This is a genomic window from Tateyamaria pelophila (assembly GCF_019966495.1).
Taxonomy (GTDB): Bacteria; Pseudomonadota; Alphaproteobacteria; order Rhodobacterales; family Rhodobacteraceae; genus Tateyamaria; species Tateyamaria pelophila.
Window position 1 is genome coordinate 1 of sequence record NZ_JAIMIA010000093.1, and the last position, 17,380, is coordinate 17,380.

16 protein-coding genes are annotated in these 17,380 nt (G+C 60.0%); 7 read left to right on the forward strand and 9 right to left on the reverse strand.

What is annotated here, in order from left to right; translation table 11 throughout:
- The first annotated feature begins 91 nt into the window (after window positions 1–91).
- Entirely contained in the window at window positions 92–1,813 is a 1,722-nt protein-coding gene (locus tag LC354_RS20620; RefSeq protein WP_223427391.1) for an asparagine synthase-related protein, read from the forward strand.
- 296 nt (window positions 1,814–2,109) lie between these two features.
- Here LC354_RS20620 and LC354_RS20625 read toward each other — a convergent pair whose 3' ends face one another.
- The 8 genes from LC354_RS20625 to LC354_RS20660 form a co-directional block, all read right to left on the reverse strand.
- A complete protein-coding gene (locus tag LC354_RS20625; RefSeq protein WP_223427393.1) occupies window positions 2,110–2,850 on the reverse strand; it encodes a SpoIIAA family protein in 741 nt (246 codons plus the stop codon).
- A 66-nt stretch (window positions 2,851–2,916) separates the two neighbouring features.
- A complete protein-coding gene (locus LC354_RS20630) occupies window positions 2,917–3,324 on the reverse strand; it encodes a universal stress protein (RefSeq protein WP_223427395.1) in 408 nt (135 codons plus the stop codon).
- Window positions 3,325–3,769: 445 nt separating this feature from the next.
- Window positions 3,770–5,242 (reverse strand): carboxypeptidase M32, encoded by a 1,473-nt coding sequence (locus tag LC354_RS20635; protein ID WP_223427401.1) that lies wholly within the window; start codon window positions 5,240–5,242, stop codon window positions 3,770–3,772.
- Entirely contained in the window at window positions 5,239–6,261 is a 1,023-nt protein-coding gene (locus LC354_RS20640) for an ABC transporter ATP-binding protein (RefSeq protein ID WP_223427407.1), read from the reverse strand. The genes LC354_RS20635 and LC354_RS20640 overlap by 4 nt, the downstream gene beginning before the upstream one ends.
- A complete protein-coding gene (locus tag LC354_RS20645) occupies window positions 6,258–7,223 on the reverse strand; it encodes an ABC transporter ATP-binding protein (RefSeq protein WP_223427409.1) in 966 nt (321 codons plus the stop codon). Before LC354_RS20645 ends, LC354_RS20640 begins: the two co-directional genes overlap by 4 nt.
- Complete coding sequence (locus LC354_RS20650; protein ID WP_223427410.1) at window positions 7,220–8,158, reverse strand: ABC transporter permease; 939 nt, start codon at window positions 8,156–8,158, stop codon at window positions 7,220–7,222. The genes LC354_RS20645 and LC354_RS20650 overlap by 4 nt, the downstream gene beginning before the upstream one ends.
- Window positions 8,158–9,132: an ABC transporter permease gene (locus LC354_RS20655; protein ID WP_223427412.1), complete on the reverse strand. Its 975-nt coding sequence runs from the start codon at window positions 9,130–9,132 to the stop codon at window positions 8,158–8,160. Before LC354_RS20655 ends, LC354_RS20650 begins: the two co-directional genes overlap by 1 nt.
- Window positions 9,133–9,225: 93 nt before the next feature.
- Window positions 9,226–10,794: an ABC transporter substrate-binding protein gene (locus LC354_RS20660; protein WP_223427413.1), complete on the reverse strand. Its 1,569-nt coding sequence runs from the start codon at window positions 10,792–10,794 to the stop codon at window positions 9,226–9,228.
- A gap of 180 nt (window positions 10,795–10,974) precedes the next feature.
- Here LC354_RS20660 and LC354_RS20665 point away from each other — a divergent pair, with 180 nt between their 5' ends.
- Genes LC354_RS20665 through LC354_RS20690 form a run of 6 tightly spaced genes read left to right on the forward strand, consistent with a single transcriptional unit; the run spans window position 10,975 to window position 16,257 of the window.
- Window positions 10,975–11,991 (forward strand): GntR family transcriptional regulator, encoded by a 1,017-nt coding sequence (locus LC354_RS20665; protein ID WP_223427415.1) that lies wholly within the window; start codon window positions 10,975–10,977, stop codon window positions 11,989–11,991.
- Window positions 11,978–12,679: a creatininase family protein gene (locus LC354_RS20670; RefSeq protein ID WP_223427417.1), complete on the forward strand. Its 702-nt coding sequence runs from the start codon at window positions 11,978–11,980 to the stop codon at window positions 12,677–12,679. Before LC354_RS20665 ends, LC354_RS20670 begins: the two co-directional genes overlap by 14 nt.
- On the forward strand, window positions 12,676–13,692 hold the full coding sequence (locus tag LC354_RS20675) for a ketopantoate reductase family protein (protein ID WP_223427423.1): 1,017 nt from the start codon (window positions 12,676–12,678) through the stop codon (window positions 13,690–13,692). The genes LC354_RS20670 and LC354_RS20675 overlap by 4 nt, the downstream gene beginning before the upstream one ends.
- Window positions 13,683–14,432, forward strand: coding sequence for an SDR family NAD(P)-dependent oxidoreductase (locus LC354_RS20680; RefSeq protein ID WP_223427424.1), 750 nt, complete (start codon window positions 13,683–13,685; stop codon window positions 14,430–14,432). Before LC354_RS20675 ends, LC354_RS20680 begins: the two co-directional genes overlap by 10 nt.
- Window positions 14,429–15,334 (forward strand): polysaccharide deacetylase family protein, encoded by a 906-nt coding sequence (locus LC354_RS20685; protein WP_223427425.1) that lies wholly within the window; start codon window positions 14,429–14,431, stop codon window positions 15,332–15,334. The genes LC354_RS20680 and LC354_RS20685 overlap by 4 nt, the downstream gene beginning before the upstream one ends.
- Window positions 15,331–16,257 (forward strand): isoaspartyl peptidase/L-asparaginase family protein, encoded by a 927-nt coding sequence (locus tag LC354_RS20690; protein ID WP_223427426.1) that lies wholly within the window; start codon window positions 15,331–15,333, stop codon window positions 16,255–16,257. Before LC354_RS20685 ends, LC354_RS20690 begins: the two co-directional genes overlap by 4 nt.
- Window positions 16,258–16,813: 556 nt before the next feature.
- Here the strand turns inward: LC354_RS20690 and LC354_RS27925 are convergent.
- Window positions 16,814–17,335: a calcium-binding protein gene (locus LC354_RS27925; protein WP_317849372.1), complete on the reverse strand. Its 522-nt coding sequence runs from the start codon at window positions 17,333–17,335 to the stop codon at window positions 16,814–16,816.
- Window positions 17,336–17,380 lie beyond the last annotated feature (45 nt).

Here is a 17,380-nt window from a genome sequence, read left to right on the forward strand (position 1 = left end):
ACATCACGCAATTTCCTGTCGATGATCAAACTGGCATCCGTCAGGCTGTGGATCGAGTTTTATGAGTCCGCTGCCTAAAGGCAGGCCGTGAATGCCCCGATCCTTTCTCGTCGCGCTGAACCTCGCGACAGGAGCCGTCCGTGCCTCGGGTCAGACTTGGCAGGTGGGACCAGTTCTGTTTGCGTCTCAAGGTGTAATGGACGGCGGCAATCTGGGGCTGGAGCGAGCTTACGCCGCCCATGGCGCACGGCTCGCCGCGTCACTTGAGGGGCAATACAGCGCCATTATCCTGGAATCCAGGACACGAGACCTGACGCTGGTTCAAGACGCACTCGGACTTGGGCAGGTCTACTGGGGCAAATCCGCTGATTGGGTCGTCGCTGGCTCCTCGCCTCTGGGGGTCGCGGCGACACTCGGCATGGAGGCGCTCGAAGAAGCGTATTTTGCGCCACTGCTCGGGTGGGGGTTGCCGCGAAAGCTCACCCCGTTTCGGGGTGTCCATGCGCTTGACGGTGGCACCGCTCTGACAATCACACCCCAAGGCGACCACCTCATCCGTCCTTGGTCGCCGGAGCCGTTGCCGGTACGTGGCGATCTCGACCGACAATTGGAAGAACTGATCGCCGAAGCCATCGACCTGTTGGTGCCAAGCGATCAACCGTCGATCTTCGAAGTTTCGGGAGGTACGGATTCCGCTGTCGTGTCGCTTCAGGCCCGACGCATGGGGCGAGACTTCACGGCACTGACCTATGTCGCGGACAGGTACGTCCTGGGCGATGACAACGGCCACTCCGAGGTGATGGTGCAGCATCTGGGCGTTCCGCAGCACGAAATCGATGGCGATGTCTTCAGACTTTGCACAAAGCTACACCGCCTGCCGGATCATCCCGGTTCCTGCCGTTACCTTCACGCCGTGGATCACATCGCGGAACTGGCGAAACAGGGTGGAACGCGGTGCTATGTGACCGGTGTCGGCGGCGATTTGATTTTTGACTACTCGGGTCTCGTACCGGCGTTTCTGGCTGATCCCTTGGTGCGACTGCGGCCTGTTGCGGCGCTGACACAAGCACGTAGGTACGCAAAGGAGCGCGGTGGGCACCGCAGCGCCACTCATTACCTGCGCTACGTCGCTTTGCCGCTTGCGCGATTTTATGCACGGGGGGAGAGTCTGGCCCAAGGGCTCGAACCACCCAAACTGCCCTGGCTGAGCAAGGAATTTGAAGCCCATAGTATCGCTCTGGACAAGCTCTCGGACGTGCCCCGCGGCATGCTGCCCTCGGCGCACTATTTGTGGGATGCAGTTTTCCAGATGTCGCGGGGAGAGCGCCTGACCGCCGGTTTCGGGCCTGACGTCACGACTGTTCATCCGCTATTGCACCGTCCGCTGGTGGCCTTCATGTTGTCGCTCGATATGGAGACGCGGCGCGGCTTGCCAGGAGACCGGCGTCTCCAGCGACGCTACCTCGCGCGGTATGGACCGGCGCAGATTGCGCAACGGCGAACCAAAGGGTCCGCAGAGCCCCTGCGGCAGGTGCATATAGGCGAAGCACCGGAATTTCTGATGGATATCCGCGACCACAGTCGGATCGAAGCTCGGGGCTGGGTGGAGCCGCAGGCGTGGCGGCAGGCCGTCGACCAAGCCGCGCTCGGCGCCAACCCGAGCTTCGCCTTCTTCGCCTCGGCCATCGAAGTGGAACTTTGGCTGCGGGCGTTCGAAGACCACGGTCTGCCCAAGGACCTTGCGCTAGATCTCAATGCGTCTGCGGCATCTCAGGCCACCACGGGCGAATTTGCTCCTAAATTGGACCCTTGACGCGTGATCAGAGAGCACCTCATCGAGGCCGCCTTGCTCAAGCCTTGTTCTGTCGCTCTTGGATGTTGGAGACATGCTGTCGTCGCCACAGGATGACCTCCTGTCCTTTTGGACGCGACTTCTGCACGCTTTCGGCTAAAATTCAGGTTTGCAGATACTGCGCGCCTTTGAAACTGAGCAACCTTTTACTCCTGCCGACCTTGGGAAAGTGTCGGGTCTGGCTCGACACGTCAGGCAACACAACCGAAATCCCAAACGTTGCGACACTGCTTTTTCAAGTCCGCGAACCGATGACTTTATTCCCCAATCCAGTGCTTTGCATCCTCAAGTTCGGCCAGGTCAAAAACCATGACTTCGGTCGGCATGAGCATTCCAAATATTTTGGCAGAATTTCGAATCCATTCCTGATCCGTGACCAGCGCCAATTTTGAAAAGGTAGTTAAGTGCGAGAAGCCAAAGCGCATATCATCCCACATGGCGTTCGGAGAATACCCATCAAAATAATCGCCGAGAACACAGAGCATCTTTAGCTTGTCATGTTTTTGAGCACGTTCAGTTACAAGTGGAATTAAAGTGCTTGTGTAATCCTGAGACGTGATCAAACCCCTGAGATCGACAGCAACAACGTCGCTCGGCATTCCCTCGATCTCGACGATTGCGCCGGGATGATCGTCTTCTGTCTGCGCCCATGCGATGGCGTCATCAACAGCATCTTCGTTGAACCGTCGCACCTTGGCGGACACAAAATGATCCACGATTGATTTTGCCAGCCAGAGCAGCTTGCTATCGCTGACGATCGCAACTTTTCGGACCAGATTGTGGTGACCCCTTACAAACCTGAGATGCTCTTTGAGGGCGTTGAAGTCCGCCCAGTATGGAACGCTTTTGGTGAGAATTACGAGATTTGGCACCTGGTCGGCTTCATTGATGTAGTCATTCACCTGCCGGGAAAACGCATCTATCTGATCTGTGCTGATACGCCCTTCCGGCGTGACGATGGCGATGTTGTCGCGCTCTCGGATATCAACTTTCAACATGGCTTCATCTCCTTGTTGTTCGAGTCCTCTGGTGCCCGGTGCAGGAAGTCGTTTTGATGCAGTTGACTACCGCACCACATGCACTGCGCAGGCAGCGTGACGGACGACATGCGAAGCCGTGCTCCCCAACAATAGGTCCTGAAAACCCGGCCGGTGGGACGCGATGATGATCAAGTCCACGCCATGCTCTTTCGCGTAGTCCAGAATGGTGCGACCGGAATGCCCCTCTACGATTTCGCCAGTAGCACCGGGCAAACGCTTTGCCAGATCGTCAATGGTTTGATCCATTGCGACCCGGAGCTCTTTTTGCAGATCCGCAGGCACGTAAGTCATGGCATATGAAGGTATGCTTTCCACGACATGCAGAAACGTGACCTTGGCGTCTGGCGTTGCCAGAAGGCCTGCAAGCTTTACTGGACCGGTTTTGTCGTATTCGTCGTCAAAAACGACTGGAACGAGAATATTATGGTACATGGTTTTACTCCTCTTAACCCAATCTGATTGTCGCACAGTCCTTCGCCAAGCGCGTTGATTTGGATCAGACAGGCATGGTCGCAAGGTTCAACCCTGTACTGATACCAACGCGGCCCAATGGTTTTGTCTGAAAAATTCAGGTCGCGGAGAATTAAGCGGACATTGCCCGGTTTCCGACAGCGATTTTTACGGGGGCGCAGAGGCGGGTGGCATCCGACAATACTTCGACAAAACTGAAGGCGCGCACCTTCGGAAATCAGAAAACTGAAGCCAAGATTGGCGTTGGGGTTCTCACCCGAATGACGGGACTCGGCCGCTGCAGTTTTGAACGCACCGCCTGAATTCCATCTTGGGTCGTGTGCATTCCGGGCGCCAGATCACGCGTTCAAAATCGCGTCTCGGTCCAGATCCGGGGCTTTGGGACCCCTGACCACTGACACGGCGGTCAGCCTGCAAACTTGTTCGTCAGATAATCCAGATAGGGCTGCAAATCATTGGCGGTCAGTCCCAGACCGTCCAACAGCTCGGCCCGCGTGCGCGACCGTCCGTGTTGCCAGACCGCATCGCCCAACGCGCTGCGCAACGGGCCGGTGTCGGCACGATTCAAGCCGACACGGATCGCCGGTTGCGTCACGTCGAAATGCGCCATCAATTGCGCCGCCGTGGCGTTGCCGATGGTGTATGTCGGGAACGACCCGATGTAACCGCTCGACCAATGGACGTCCTGCAAACATCCTTGCGCATCGTCCGTGATCTCAACGCCCAGATCTTCGCGCATCGCGTCGCGCCAGACCTGCGGCACGTCTTGCACCGCCAGCGACCCATCCATCAGCGCCATCTCGAGGCGGACGCGCAGCATGATGTGCAGATCATAGGTCAACTCGTCTGCCTCGACGCGTATCGACCCCGGCTCGACCCGGTTCACGGCGGCGATGAATTCCTCGACCGAGACATCTCGTAACTGATCGGGGAACGTATCGCGCAACCGCGGAAAATGCGCGGCCCAGAAGGCTGGCGTGCGGCCGACATGGTTCTCCAACAGTCTTGATTGGCTTTCATGCATGCCAAAACTGGTGCCACCCACGGCATAAAGCCCGATCATATCCGTCGCAAAGGCCCCCCGCGTATGCGCCGGATCGATACCCTGTTCATAAAGCGCGTGACCAACCTCGTGAATGCTGCCGAAGATCGACATTGGCAAGTATCCGCGTGGCCAGCGCGAGGTGATGCGCACATCATTGCGGGTAAAGCTGACCTCGAAGGGATGCACTGCCGTGTCCAGCCGTCCGCGTTCGAAATCGTATCCCAACGCGCTGGCAGTTTGCGCCGCGAACGCCTGCTGCAACGCGGGTGAATAATCGCGATACAGGAAATCAGTGCGTGGTTTTTCGCGGCCCAACGCGGCGTCCAGCACCGGCTTGATCCCCGACCGCAGGGTGCCGAAAAACGCCGACAGGCTGGCCGCGGTTTCGCCGGGTTCATACACCTGAACCATCGGATCATAAGGATGGCCGTCATACCCCAGAGCTTCGGCACTCTGACGGGCAAGGTCCACCACCTTTTCCAGATGCGGTTGAAAAAGCGCAAAATCTGATGTCTCGCGCGCCTTTGCCCAGGCGGCCCCGGCGATCGTCGCCTGTTCCGCCTGCGCGCGCAGCAACGCGGCGGGCAGGCGGCCGTGATAGGCAATCGCGTCTTGCACCGCGGCGGCAGCGGGATCGTCGCCCGCACCATCCACGGCATCCTGCATCGCGGGATCAAGGATCATCTCGCGCGCGATACCCAACAGCGTCGCCACCTGATGTCCGCGCGTTTCGGCCCCGCCCACAGGCATTTGCGTGCGCGCATCCCAATTCAGCGTATTGACCGTGCAGAGCACATCGTTCAGCCGCGCGACCCGTTCAGCCAGATCGCTCATGCCGCCACCTCCCGCAAGCCGACGCCGCCATCATTGAGATGACAGGCGACCGTGCGCGCCGCCCCGGCATCTGTCAGACGCGGCACGTCGACCTTGCAGCGCGGCCCCGCCAGCGGACATCGCGGATGAAACGCACAGCCGGACGGCGGGTTGATCGGCGATGGGATCTCTCCCTTGATCGCCTCGAATACCCGTTTTCCAGTGCCGATTGTCGGCACCGAGGCGAACAAGGCGCTGGTATAGGGATGCTTTGGATCGGCATAAAGCTGGTCCGCCGGTGCCAGTTCGACCAGCCGCCCAAGATACATGATCGCGACACGGTCGCAGACATGGCGGACGACGGACAAATCATGACTGATAAACAAGGCCGTCAGCCCCAGATCGCGACGCAGATCCATGAACAGGTTCAACACCTGCGCCTGAATCGAGACATCCAGCGATGCGACGGCTTCGTCCAGAACCAGCACTTCGGGTTCCATCGCCAAGGCCCGTGCGATCGCCACGCGCTGACGTTGCCCCCCGGAAAACTGGTGCGGCAGTCGGTCGGCATAAGCGCCTTCCAACCCCACCTTTTCAAGCAGCGCGCGGATCCGGGCGCGGACCTCGCCTGCCGGGATGATGTTATGATAGCGCGGTCCCTCGGCCAGCGTCTCGCCCACCTTCATGCGCGGATTGAGCGAGGCAAAGGGATCCTGATGGATCATCTGCACTTGCGTTGTCAGCTTGTCGATATTGCCGCCATGTTCGCGTGCGACGGGCTTGCCGTTGAGGGTCACGCGCCCGTCACTCGGGGCGTAAATTCCTGTCACCACGCGGCCCAGCGTGGATTTTCCGCACCCGCTTTCGCCCACGATGCCCAGCACTTCGCCGCGGTCCACGTTCAGCGACACGTCCGTGAGCGCATGCACCACCACCGGCTTGCCGCCGCCGGTGATCTTGCCCACCAACCGTTCGGCCAGCCCCGGCATCCGCGTGAACCGTTTGGAGACGTTTTCGATTTTCAGGATGGGGTCTGTCATGATCGCTCCAACGGGTGATGGCACAACACGGTCTGCCCCTCGACTGTGACTTCGGGCGGCGGCGTGGCACAAAGCTCGGTCGCACGCGGACAGCGCGGCCGGAAAGGGCAGCCTTGCGGCAGGCGCGACAGTTGCGGGGTTGATCCGGGGATCTGCGGCAACGGCGTGCCGGGCGCGTGCAAACTGGGAATGGAATCCAGCAACCCCTTGGTATAGGGATGCCGGGGATGACCGATGACCTGTTCCGCCGTGCCACGTTCGACGATCCGGCCTGCATACATCACGCAAATATCGTCCACGAGACTGGACACCACCGCAAGATCATGGGTGATCCACACGATCGCGGCGCCTGTTTTGTCAGCCAATTCACGTACCTCGGCCAATATCTGTCCCTGAATGGACACGTCCAGCGCTGTCGTCGCCTCGTCCGCGATAATGACGGAAGGGCTGTGCAGCAGCGCCATTGCAATCGCGACCCGTTGGCGCATCCCGCCTGACAACTGGTGCGGATACGCCTTGAGCCGCTCGACGGCAGACGGAATGCCGACGGTTTCCAGCGCCTTGCGCGCCTCGTCCAGCGCCGCGCTCTTGGACATCTTGCGATGCACACGGACGGCCATCGCCATCTGGTCGCCCACCCGCAACACGGGGTTCAATGTCATCATCGGGTCCTGAAACACCATTCCGACCTTGCGACCGCGCATCTTGCGCATCTCCTCGTCCGACAACGCGCGCAAATCGGCACCATCGACCAGAACCTCCCCTGCGCTGATCCTGCCGGGCGCATCGATCAGGCCCATGATGGAAAAGCCCGTCACGCTCTTGCCCGAACCGCTTTCGCCGACAAGGCCAAGAATGCGACCCTTTTCGACCGAAAAGCTCACATCATTGACAGCCGTGACGGCCCCGCCGCGTGTGTCGAAACGGGTGGTCAGGCCGCGGACTTCCAGTGCGGCGGTCATCGGCTGTTCCTCGGGTCAAGGACGTTGCGGACCTGATCGCCCACCAGATTGATCGCGACTACGGTGATCATCAGAAAGATCCCCGGATAGATCGACAACCAGTAACGCCCTGCATGAATGTATTTGAACCCGTTCGAAATCAGTGTGCCCAGCGACGGTTCTGTCAGGGGCAGGCCCACGCCGAGAAACGACAGCGTTGCCTCCAGCGAAATGGCACTGGCGACTTGTACCGTGGCCACCACGATCAGCGGCGGCAGCACGTTTGGCAGCAGATGTTTGAACATGATCCGCCATGTCGGCAGCGGAGTGGACCGTGCCGCCTCGATGTAATCCTTACGCCGCTCCACCGATGCCGCACCATGGGTGGTACGGGCAAAATAAGCGTATTGCGCGACGACCAGCGCAAAGATGATCTGCGGAATGCCTTGCCCCAGCACCGCGACCATGACCAGCGCCAACAAGATTGCAGGCATCGACAGTTGCAGATCTACGATCCGCATCAGTAGCGCCTCGATCCGCCCGCCGAAATACGCGGCCGTCAGCCCTATGGTAATCCCCACCGCCAGCGCCAGCGCGCCCGCCGAAATCCCGATCACAAAGCTGGTGCGCAGCCCATAAAAGATCGCCGACAGCATGTCGCGCCCCGCATTGTCAGTGCCAAGCAGATGCGCATAGCCACCCGTTCCTTCGGTGCCGGGGGGCAGGAATGCATCCAGCCAGTCAAGCTTGGCCAGATCATAGGGGTCCTGTGGCACCCAGAACGGCGCAAAAAACGACCCCAGCAACAGCGCCAGTATGACAATCAATGCCGCAATCGCGACCCAGGACTGGCGGTAATCAGACCAGAAATTGCGCAACCGCATCGCGCGGGTTTCAGCCGGCGGCGCGGAGGGGACAGCTATGATCTTGCTGTCCGGTGTCAGCGTGTCGGTCATCAAGACCCCCCTTTCAGGCGCACCCGCGGATCAAGCCGCGCATAAATCAGATCGACGATCAGGTTGATCATCACGAACAGGATCACGACCATGACGAGGTAAGACACCATCACCGGACGGTCGAGTTGCAGGATGCTGTCGATGATCAGCTTGCCCACACCGGGCCAGTTGAACACTGTTTCCGTGACGACCGCGAACGCGAGGGTAGACCCGAGTTCGAGGCCAAAAACCGTAATCACCGGAATGGAAATGTTGCGCAGGATGTGGCTGAACACGATCTGCCGATCCGGCAAACCCTGGGCCCGGGCAAAGCGTACGTATTCCGCGCCCATTGCCTCGACCATGCCGGCGCGGGTCAGGCGGATCAGCAGGCCCATCTTGAACAGCGACAGGTTTATCGCGGGCATGATCACATGCTCCCAACCGTTCGTCGTCGCCAGAGACGTCTTGAACCACAAGAATTGCGCGACCTCGCCCCGCCCGCCCGATGGCAGCCAGCCAAGCTCGACCGCGAAGGCCATGATCAACAGCATGCCAATCCAGAAGGTCGGCACCGAAAACCCAAGGACCGACAGCGCCATGATCAGCTTGGCCGCGATGCTGTCTGGTTTGTATCCAGCATAAAGGCCCGCAGGAATTCCTATGACGGACGCGATGGTCACTGAGACCAGAACCAGTTCGAGCGTTGCAGGCAGCCGCGAGAACACCAACCCCGTGACGGACGTATTATACACCATCGACCGCCCCAGATCGCCTTGCAACACGTTCCCGACAAAGGTGAAGTATTGCCGCCACAACGGTTGATCCAGACCATACTGACGGATCAGGTTCTCGCGGATTTCGGCCGTGGCACCGGGGTCGATCATCACGTCGATCGGGTTGCCGATTGCATAGACGCCGACAAAGACGATGATCGACATGACGAACACAACGACCACCGCCTGCGCCACCCGTCCGACAAGATACCCAAACATCGCAACCTCATGGTTCTGGGACGCGGCAGGACTTGCCTGCCCGCAAAAAACAGGGCGGCGCGCAAATGCTGCGCGCCGCCCCTGCGTGACGGATTACTCCGGCGTGATCGCGTAGGCGCGGGTTTCCTGATCCACGCGCGGCGTCATATCAAGCGTGTCCGCCTTGGCCGCCCAAACGGTTTGCAAGATCACCGTCGGGATCAAAGCGCGGTCTTCCATCGCGATGAAGGACGCGTCTTCGTACAGTTTCCGGCGCGCTTCGGTGTCCAAAGTCTGGCTGCCTTCGTAAAACACCTTGTCGAACTCGGGGTTGGAATATCCCGAGCGGTTGAAGTTGCCGAAGCCTTTTTCAGGATCCTTGGTGTGGGTCAACGCGCCGTAAGTATAGGCGGCCTCACCTGTCAGGGTGCCCCATGCGGACATCGTCATGGTGTATTCCTCACGCGCGGCGGCAGGGAAATAGACCGTGCCGTTCAACGCCTGCGCGTTTACCGTCAGGCCCAAACGTGACCACATCTGCGCCAGCGCCTCGCACACCACGGCATCGCCGGGAACGCGGTTGTTGGTGCAGGTGAAATCAATCTCGAATCCGTCAGGATAGCCTGCTTCGGCCAAAAGCGCCTTGGCCTGCTCGATGTCGTATTCGCGTACACCCAGCTTGTCGGAATAGCCAAAGAAACCTTCGGGCATCAACTGGTTCGCCGGCTTGCCGAGGCCTTCAAGGACCACGTTCACAAGAACGTCACGATTGATCGCCAGATCCAGGGCCTTGCGCACGCGCAGATCCTGCAACGGGTTGCCGTCAACTTCGACGCCGTTCACCTTGATCGGCTGCGGTTCCTCATCTTTCACCGATGGTGCGATGTTGAGGATATAGACCGAATCCGACACGAATGTCTCAAGGCTATTGTCGTTCTGCATCGACAGGTAATCCGTCGCCGGCACGTAGTTGATCAGATCAACCTGGCCGGATTTCAACGCAGCCACCCGCGCGGCATCGTCGGCAATCTCGCGGCGGGTGACGTTTTCCCACGCAGGGGCGCCGTCCCAGTAGTCGTCAAACCGCGACAACACCAGATCGCCTTTGGGCTGCCAGCTGACAAACGTATATGGACCGGTGCCGATCGCCTTTTCGCCCGAGTTGAACTCTTCGTTGCGCGCCTCCATGCCCGTTTCCGAGGGCACGACGAACAGTCGGGTGAAATCGTTGGGCAGCGACGGGGCCATGCCTTTTGTCGTGATCCGCAGTGTCATCGGATCGACGACCTCCACAGTGTCGACATATTTCGTGTAAAGCGTCATCGGCATCGGGCCGGTGACTTCGGGAATGCGTTCGATCGAGAATTTCACGTCTTCGGCGTCGAAATCGCTGCCGTCGTGGAACTTCACGCCTTCGCGCATCTTGAATTCCCACGTCGTCTCGTCGATTGCTTCCCAGCTGACGGCAAGACCTGGCTTCAACTGAAGCTTCTCATCCACGTCGACGAGCGTGTCGAAAACGTGGCGCAGCGCCTCGGCCTGACTGCCCAGCGTGGACCAATGCGGATCAATTGAATCCGGACCGGCGCGCAGACCGATCATCAGGTCTTGCGACATGGCCATCGGTGCGGTCACAAGCACTGCGAGTGTGGCGATGCCGGACCTCAGTGTGGTTTTCAACATGTAAGTCTCCATTTGTTATGGTGTACTGTAACACTATGCTAGCGACGATTTTAACGTCAAGAAAATATACCAATCGGGAGCAATTAAATTTGCAATGCCCCACAATTTGAGTAACAATAATGCGAGAGATGTCGCTAGAAGAACCAAATACGATTAACCGATACACTAAGTTGATACAATATGATGCAACCTAGCATAGATGAGATAGAGCCCGCGCTTGTACGCATTGCGGCCGCTGTGGACCCTGAGTCGTCGGTCAATGTGTCGGTGCAACTGCGCGGGGCGCTTGAATACGGCATCGCCACGGGGGACATTCCGGCAAACACGCGTCTGCCGTCGGTGCGCCGCCTTGCCGCAAGCCTCAAGCTGTCGCCGGTTACGGTCAGCAACGTCTATGCCTCCCTGCAGGAGCGCGGCCATGTGGAAGGGCGCATCGGATCCGGCACGTTTGTGACCGACCGCGCGCCACCGCCTGCCGCGCACTCCCAACGTCTTGCCGCGTTCGAGCGTCAGATCACCGACTTGATACAAACCGGCCGCGATCTTGGACTGTCGCGTCATGACATCGCTTTCCGGATCGCGATGGCTCCGACCGCCGCCGAAAGGCCGCTGAAAATCGTTGTCCTGGGCACTTTTCTTGACGCGACCAAAGCTTACGCGGCGGATCTGAATGCGCTTTTGGGCACGGGCGACGATGTTACCGCCGTCAGCATCGGTGCGGTCGAAGCGGGCGAATATCCCGCCGCCGATCTAGTGTTTTGTCCGCACACCCTGACAGCCGATGCCATGCGCCTGTTTCCCGAGACGCCGGTTCTGGGCATGACGCTGATCCCGAACGAGGCGACGCGCATCGCGCTGGCCGCCATCCCCCCCGAAGCCGAAGTGACCGCCGTTTCCTATTTCGACGATTTCCTGCCCACGCTCAAAAGCGGGATCGCCCGGTTTGCCCCACATCTGGGTCGCGTCACCACCGTGCCGCGTGGCGAAACCACGTTGCCAGCACTGATGTCCCGTGCCGATTTCCTGATCTATTCGACCGGGGCCGAAGACCTGCGCGATGGTCTTCGCAGTGACCAAATCGCCATCGAATACCGTCACACGCCCGACAGCCACGCCTTCCGGTCAGAGCTTTTGCCCTCCATCGAGAGCGCACGGGCGACCCTCAGCGCAAAGGACACGCACCATGAAGATAAGTGAGAGCAACTGGTTCGAAGTCGAGGACTACCTCAAGACCGACGACCGTTGTGTTCTGCCGCTGGGCAGCACCGAACAACACGCCCATCTGAGCCTGTCTGTCGATACGATCCTGTCCGGCAAGATTGCTGCCGACGCCGCAGAGCCCCTGGGCGTGCCGGTCTTCCCGACGGTGCCCTACGGCCTTACGCCATATTTCATGGGGTTTCCCGGCACAGTCTCCTTGCGCCTTACGACTTACGCGGCGCTCGTGCGGGATGTGCTGGACAGCCTTTATGACACCGGTTTCCGCCGCATTCTGATCGTGAATGGGCATGGCGGCAACAGCCCCGTGCAGCCGGTTTGCGCCGAATGGATGCAGGATCGTGATGGTGCCCGCTGCCGGTTCCACGACTGGTGGCGCGCGCCGCGCACATGGGCTGCGGTGCAGGACACCGACCCGATCGCCTCGCACGCCTCATGGATGGAGAACTTCCCGTGGACCCGCCTTGAAGGTCGTCCCGTGCCGCCTCAACAAAAACCCTATGTCGATTTCGAGCGCCTGCGCGACCGCGATGCGCAAGGCGTGCGCGACCTGATCGGTGACGGTAACTATGGCGGACATTATCAGAAACCGGACGCCGACATGCACCGGATTTGGGGCATCGCCGTCGAAGAAACCCGGTCGCTGCTGGAAGGCGACTGGGCATGAAGAATGGTCCTATTCTGATTTGGGGCGCGGGTGCCATCGGCGGTATCCTCGGGGCGTATTTCGCCCGTGCCGGTCACGCGGTGCACATGGTCGACATCGTCGAGGATCATGTGATCGCCATGCGCAAAGGTTTGCGGATCGAAGGCCCGGTCGAGGAATTCGTCCAACCGCTGCCCGCTGACACGCCCGCCACGCTCACAGGCACCTTCAGCCGGATCATTCTGGCGGTAAAGGCGCATCATACCGAAAGCGCGCTCACCATGCTGCTGCCGCATCTGGCGCAGGATGGCTATATCGTCTCTGCGCAAAACGGCCTGAATGAACGGGTGATCTCCGCGCAGGTTGGTGCTGATCGCACGCTGGGGTGCTTTGTCAACTTTGGCGCGGACTGGCTGGAGCCGGGGCGCATCCTTTACGGCAACCGCGCTGCGGTGGCCTTGGGTGAACTTGATGGCAGCGACACCGCCCGTCTGACCGAAATGCACGCCCTTTTCCGTATCGTCGAGCCGGACGCGGTCAAAACAGACAACATCTGGGGCTATCTGTGGGGCAAATGCGGCTATGGCGCGCTCTTGTTCGCCACGGCGCTCACGCCCGCATCCATGTCCGATGCGATGGACCCCGCCCCGACGCGCTGCGTCTATGCGAAACTCGGGCACGAGGTCATGCAACTTGCCGCCGCCGAAGGTGTCTCCCCCCTTGGTTTCAACGGCTTTGACCCGCTGGCGTTCCGAACCGGCGACACCGCAGGCATCGACGCCGCGATTCACGCGATGGTGGCGCACAACCGCAAGACGGCCAAAACCCACTCGGGCATCTACCGCGATCTGGCCGTGCGCAAACGCAAAACCGAAGTTGACGCACAAATCGGCGTGCTGGTCCAGATCGGCAAAGACCGCGGTATCCCAACGCCCGCGCTGGCGATGCTGTGCGACTTGATCCATGACATCGAAGATGGCAAGCGCGCGCAATCCACCGACCTGCTCGACCTGATGGTGCCGCTATGCAAGTGACACTCGAGGGCAAGAACTTTGCAGTGACCGGCGCCGCCCAGGGCATCGGGGCCGCCATTGTGCGGGGCCTGATCGACGCAGGCGCCCACGTTGCAGCCATGGATATCGACGCGATGGATGCTCTGGCGGATCTGGCTTCTGTCACCCGCCACACCGGCGATCTGGGCAGCCGTGACTCCGCCCACGCCCTTTGCGCCGAAGTTCTCACGCGGCACGGCCACATCGATGGGCTGATCACCGCAGCTGGCGGCGTGCGCGGCCAAACCGGTCGACCGCTTGAAGACATCACCGAAGCCGATTGGCACGCGATATTTGCGGCCAATGTGGACGCCGCCATGTGGTGCGCCCAAGCCTTCGCCCCCCAGATGAAAGCCCGTGGCGCAGGTCGCATCGTCACCATTTCATCAGGCGCAGGGCTAAAGGCCAGCCTGACCGGCATTCAGGCCTATGCCTCGGCCAAGCACGCGCTGATCGGGCTCACGAAACAGTTGGCACTCGAACTCGGGCCGCATGGCATCACCGTCAATTCCGTCGCCCCGGGCTTCATCCTGTCCAATCCTGCGACCGAACGCCAATGGGATGCGTTTGGGCCTGAACGCCAGAAACAGATCGTCGGATCGATCCATATGCGCCGCCTTGGCCGTGCGCAGGACATTGCAGACGCGGTGACATTCCTGTGCTCGGACCGCGCCGCGTGGATCACCGGCCAAACCCTGCAAGTCGATGGAGGACACGCATGACGGACCCACACACATGGGACGAAGCAACCTGGCGCGGCAAGGTCGAGGCCATCCGCGCGGGTCGGTCCTTATTGCCAAAAACATGGCCTGACGGAAAACGGTGCGCCGTGGCCCTGTCCTTTGACAGCGACCATGAAACCAACGAGTTGCGTGACGGTGGCAATTCGGTTGCCCGCCTCAGCTGGGGTGAATTCGGCGCACGGCGCGGCGTTCCACGCATCCGTCGCGTGTTGGACACATACGGTGCCAAGGCCAGCTTTTTCGTGCCCGCCGTCTCGGCGCTGCTGCACCCCGAAGAACAACGCAGCCTTTCGCAAGACGGCCATGAGATCGGCCTGCACGGCTGGATTCACGAGCTGAACACCGGGCTCGACATCGACACCGAGCGCGACCTGATGCTGCGCGCCGCCGATACACTGGAACAGATCACCGGCACCCGACCCGTTGGGATGCGCACACCGTCGTGGGATTACAGCCCAAACACCCTGACCATCGCCCGCGAGATGGGGCTGATCTATGACAGCTCCCTGTTCTCTGACGATGACCCCTATGAAATCATGCAAAACGGCGAGCCGACTGGCATGGTTGAATTGCCTGTCGAATGGATCCGAGACGATGCGGTCTATTTCATGATGAACCGGTTTGGCGCACAGCGGCCCTATACCCCGCCCGCCGATGTGCTGGACATCTTTTTGCGCGAATACGAAGGTGCGCGCGCCGAAGGCGGTCTGTTCCTGTTGACAATGCACCCGCACGTCACCGGCTATCGGAGCCGTATTTTCATTCTGGAACAGTTGCTTGAGCGTATCACAAACGATGGTGATGCGTGGATCGCCACCCATGCCGAGATTGCGCAATACTGCGCCGATCAGGTTAATATGACCCCGATAGGATTGACATGAAACGTTTTTCCCTTGCCGTTCATGGTGGCGCAGGCACCATCCTCAAATCCAACCTCACACCCGAGCTTGAAACGGCCTATCACGCTGGCCTGCGCGCGGCTTTGCAGGCCGGGCATGACGTCCTCGCTCAAGACGGTTGTGCCCTTGATGCGGTTACCGCAGCGGTCTGCGCGCTGGAGGACGAGCCGTTGTTCAACGCAGGTCGCGGGGCGGTCTATACCTCGGACGGAAAGCAGGAAATGGACGCGGCAGTCATGGATGGAAGCACCCGTGCCGCAGGGGCTGTGGGCGGTATCTTTGGCCCGCGCAATCCGATCCGCGCCGCCCGCGCCGTAATGGAAAACACCGATCATGTGATGCTGATCGGCCCCAACGCCCTCGACGTTGCACACAACGCCGGCCTGCCCTTTGCCGACAAGGATTATTTTTTTACGCAGGCGCGCTGGGACGCGCTGCAATCCACGCTCGACATGCGCAAGCGGGGCGTCGAAGATGACGACCCTGCCCGCCGTCACGGCACCGTGGGTGCGGTGGCTTGCGACGCGGTAGGCAACATCGCTGCGGCCACCTCGACCGGCGGCATGACCGCAAAGGCACCGGGGCGCATCGGTGACACGCCGATCGTCGGAGCGGGCACCTTTGCCGACAATGCAACCTGCGCTGTGTCAGGCACCGGCCATGGCGAGGTTTTCATACGCTATACAGCCGCTGCCGAAATCGCAGCTCGCATGCGGCACGTCGGCCAATCGCTCGAGGACGCGGCGGACCATGTTGTGATGCACGATCTGGCCGACCATGACGGCTCTGGCGGACTGATCGCGGTGGATGCAAAGGGGACGATCACGATGCCCTTCAACTGCGAGGGCATGTATCGCGGCAAGGTCACGCAGAGGGGCGATTTCGAGACGTTCATCTACCGATGAATGGCGCTCCGGGAGCCGAAGGCGCATCAATTTGCCCGGAGCGCCAAATCCAATGGGATCATACAAATGAACACCGGATTTCCCGTTACACAAGGTACCGGTGCTCACATCTCGTCGGCCCACCTCAAGCTGTCTGCAAGGATCAGAATTTACAACCAGAACATTACGACGGCGGCGACAGCGCATGCACGCGGGACAACCTTTGAGAATCTGTCATAGCGGGTAGCGACGCGGCTGGCAGCGCACCTGAAGTCATAAAGGTTGCGACGCTCGCCCCATCGGGTGTCTGTCGTCAACTGGCCAACATGAGCACTGTACAGGAACGGTCGCTCCAGAGAGGTTATGCGTCAGGGAAAAGAGGATCGTCGAGAGATTGAAAGACCCAAGGGCCTCTTCAAAACAACAGCTCGAACAAACGAAGCTGGAACGGCTCGTGGAAAATGGGCATGCCGGGTCACGATCTCCGAAAGTTCGGGCCCTGATGACGGAATCCCGAACATAAAACGATCTGGCCTCAGGTTCCTCCAAGGCCAGATCGTGTTTTGCAAGCGCAGAATTAGAACAGGAAATCACCCCCGCTGAGATCATTAACTGACACCGAAGTCAGAGTCAGCGTGTTGCCCAGCAGATCGTCGATCACCACGTCCGAACCTACCTGCGACATGTGTCCGCCGGTAGACAAGTCGATGAAGTCTGTGATGGTCGACACCCAACCCAGGTCGATCTGCTCCAGCGCGTCTGCGGCGTCGAAGTCGGTGATCGTATCCTGACCTTTGCTAAAGACAAACATGTCCGACCCGGTACCGCCAGCGATCCTGTCATCGCCCTCGCCGCCGCCGATTGTATCGTTGCCTGCGTAGCCGTTCAAAATGTCGTCTCCGGCACCGCCATAGACGACATCGTTGCCTTGTCCTGCGCCGATCTCATCGTTGCCGTTGCCGCCACCCAGCGTATCGTCACCAAGCTCGCCATACAGCACATCGTTGCCTTCGCCGCCCCACAATTCATCAGCACCGTCGCCGCCGCCGATCTTGTCGTCTCCGAGGGATTGAGCAACCCCACGTCTGGAAATTCGGATTTGGCATGATCACGCATCCTGGCATTCCCATTTGATATAGGCCTT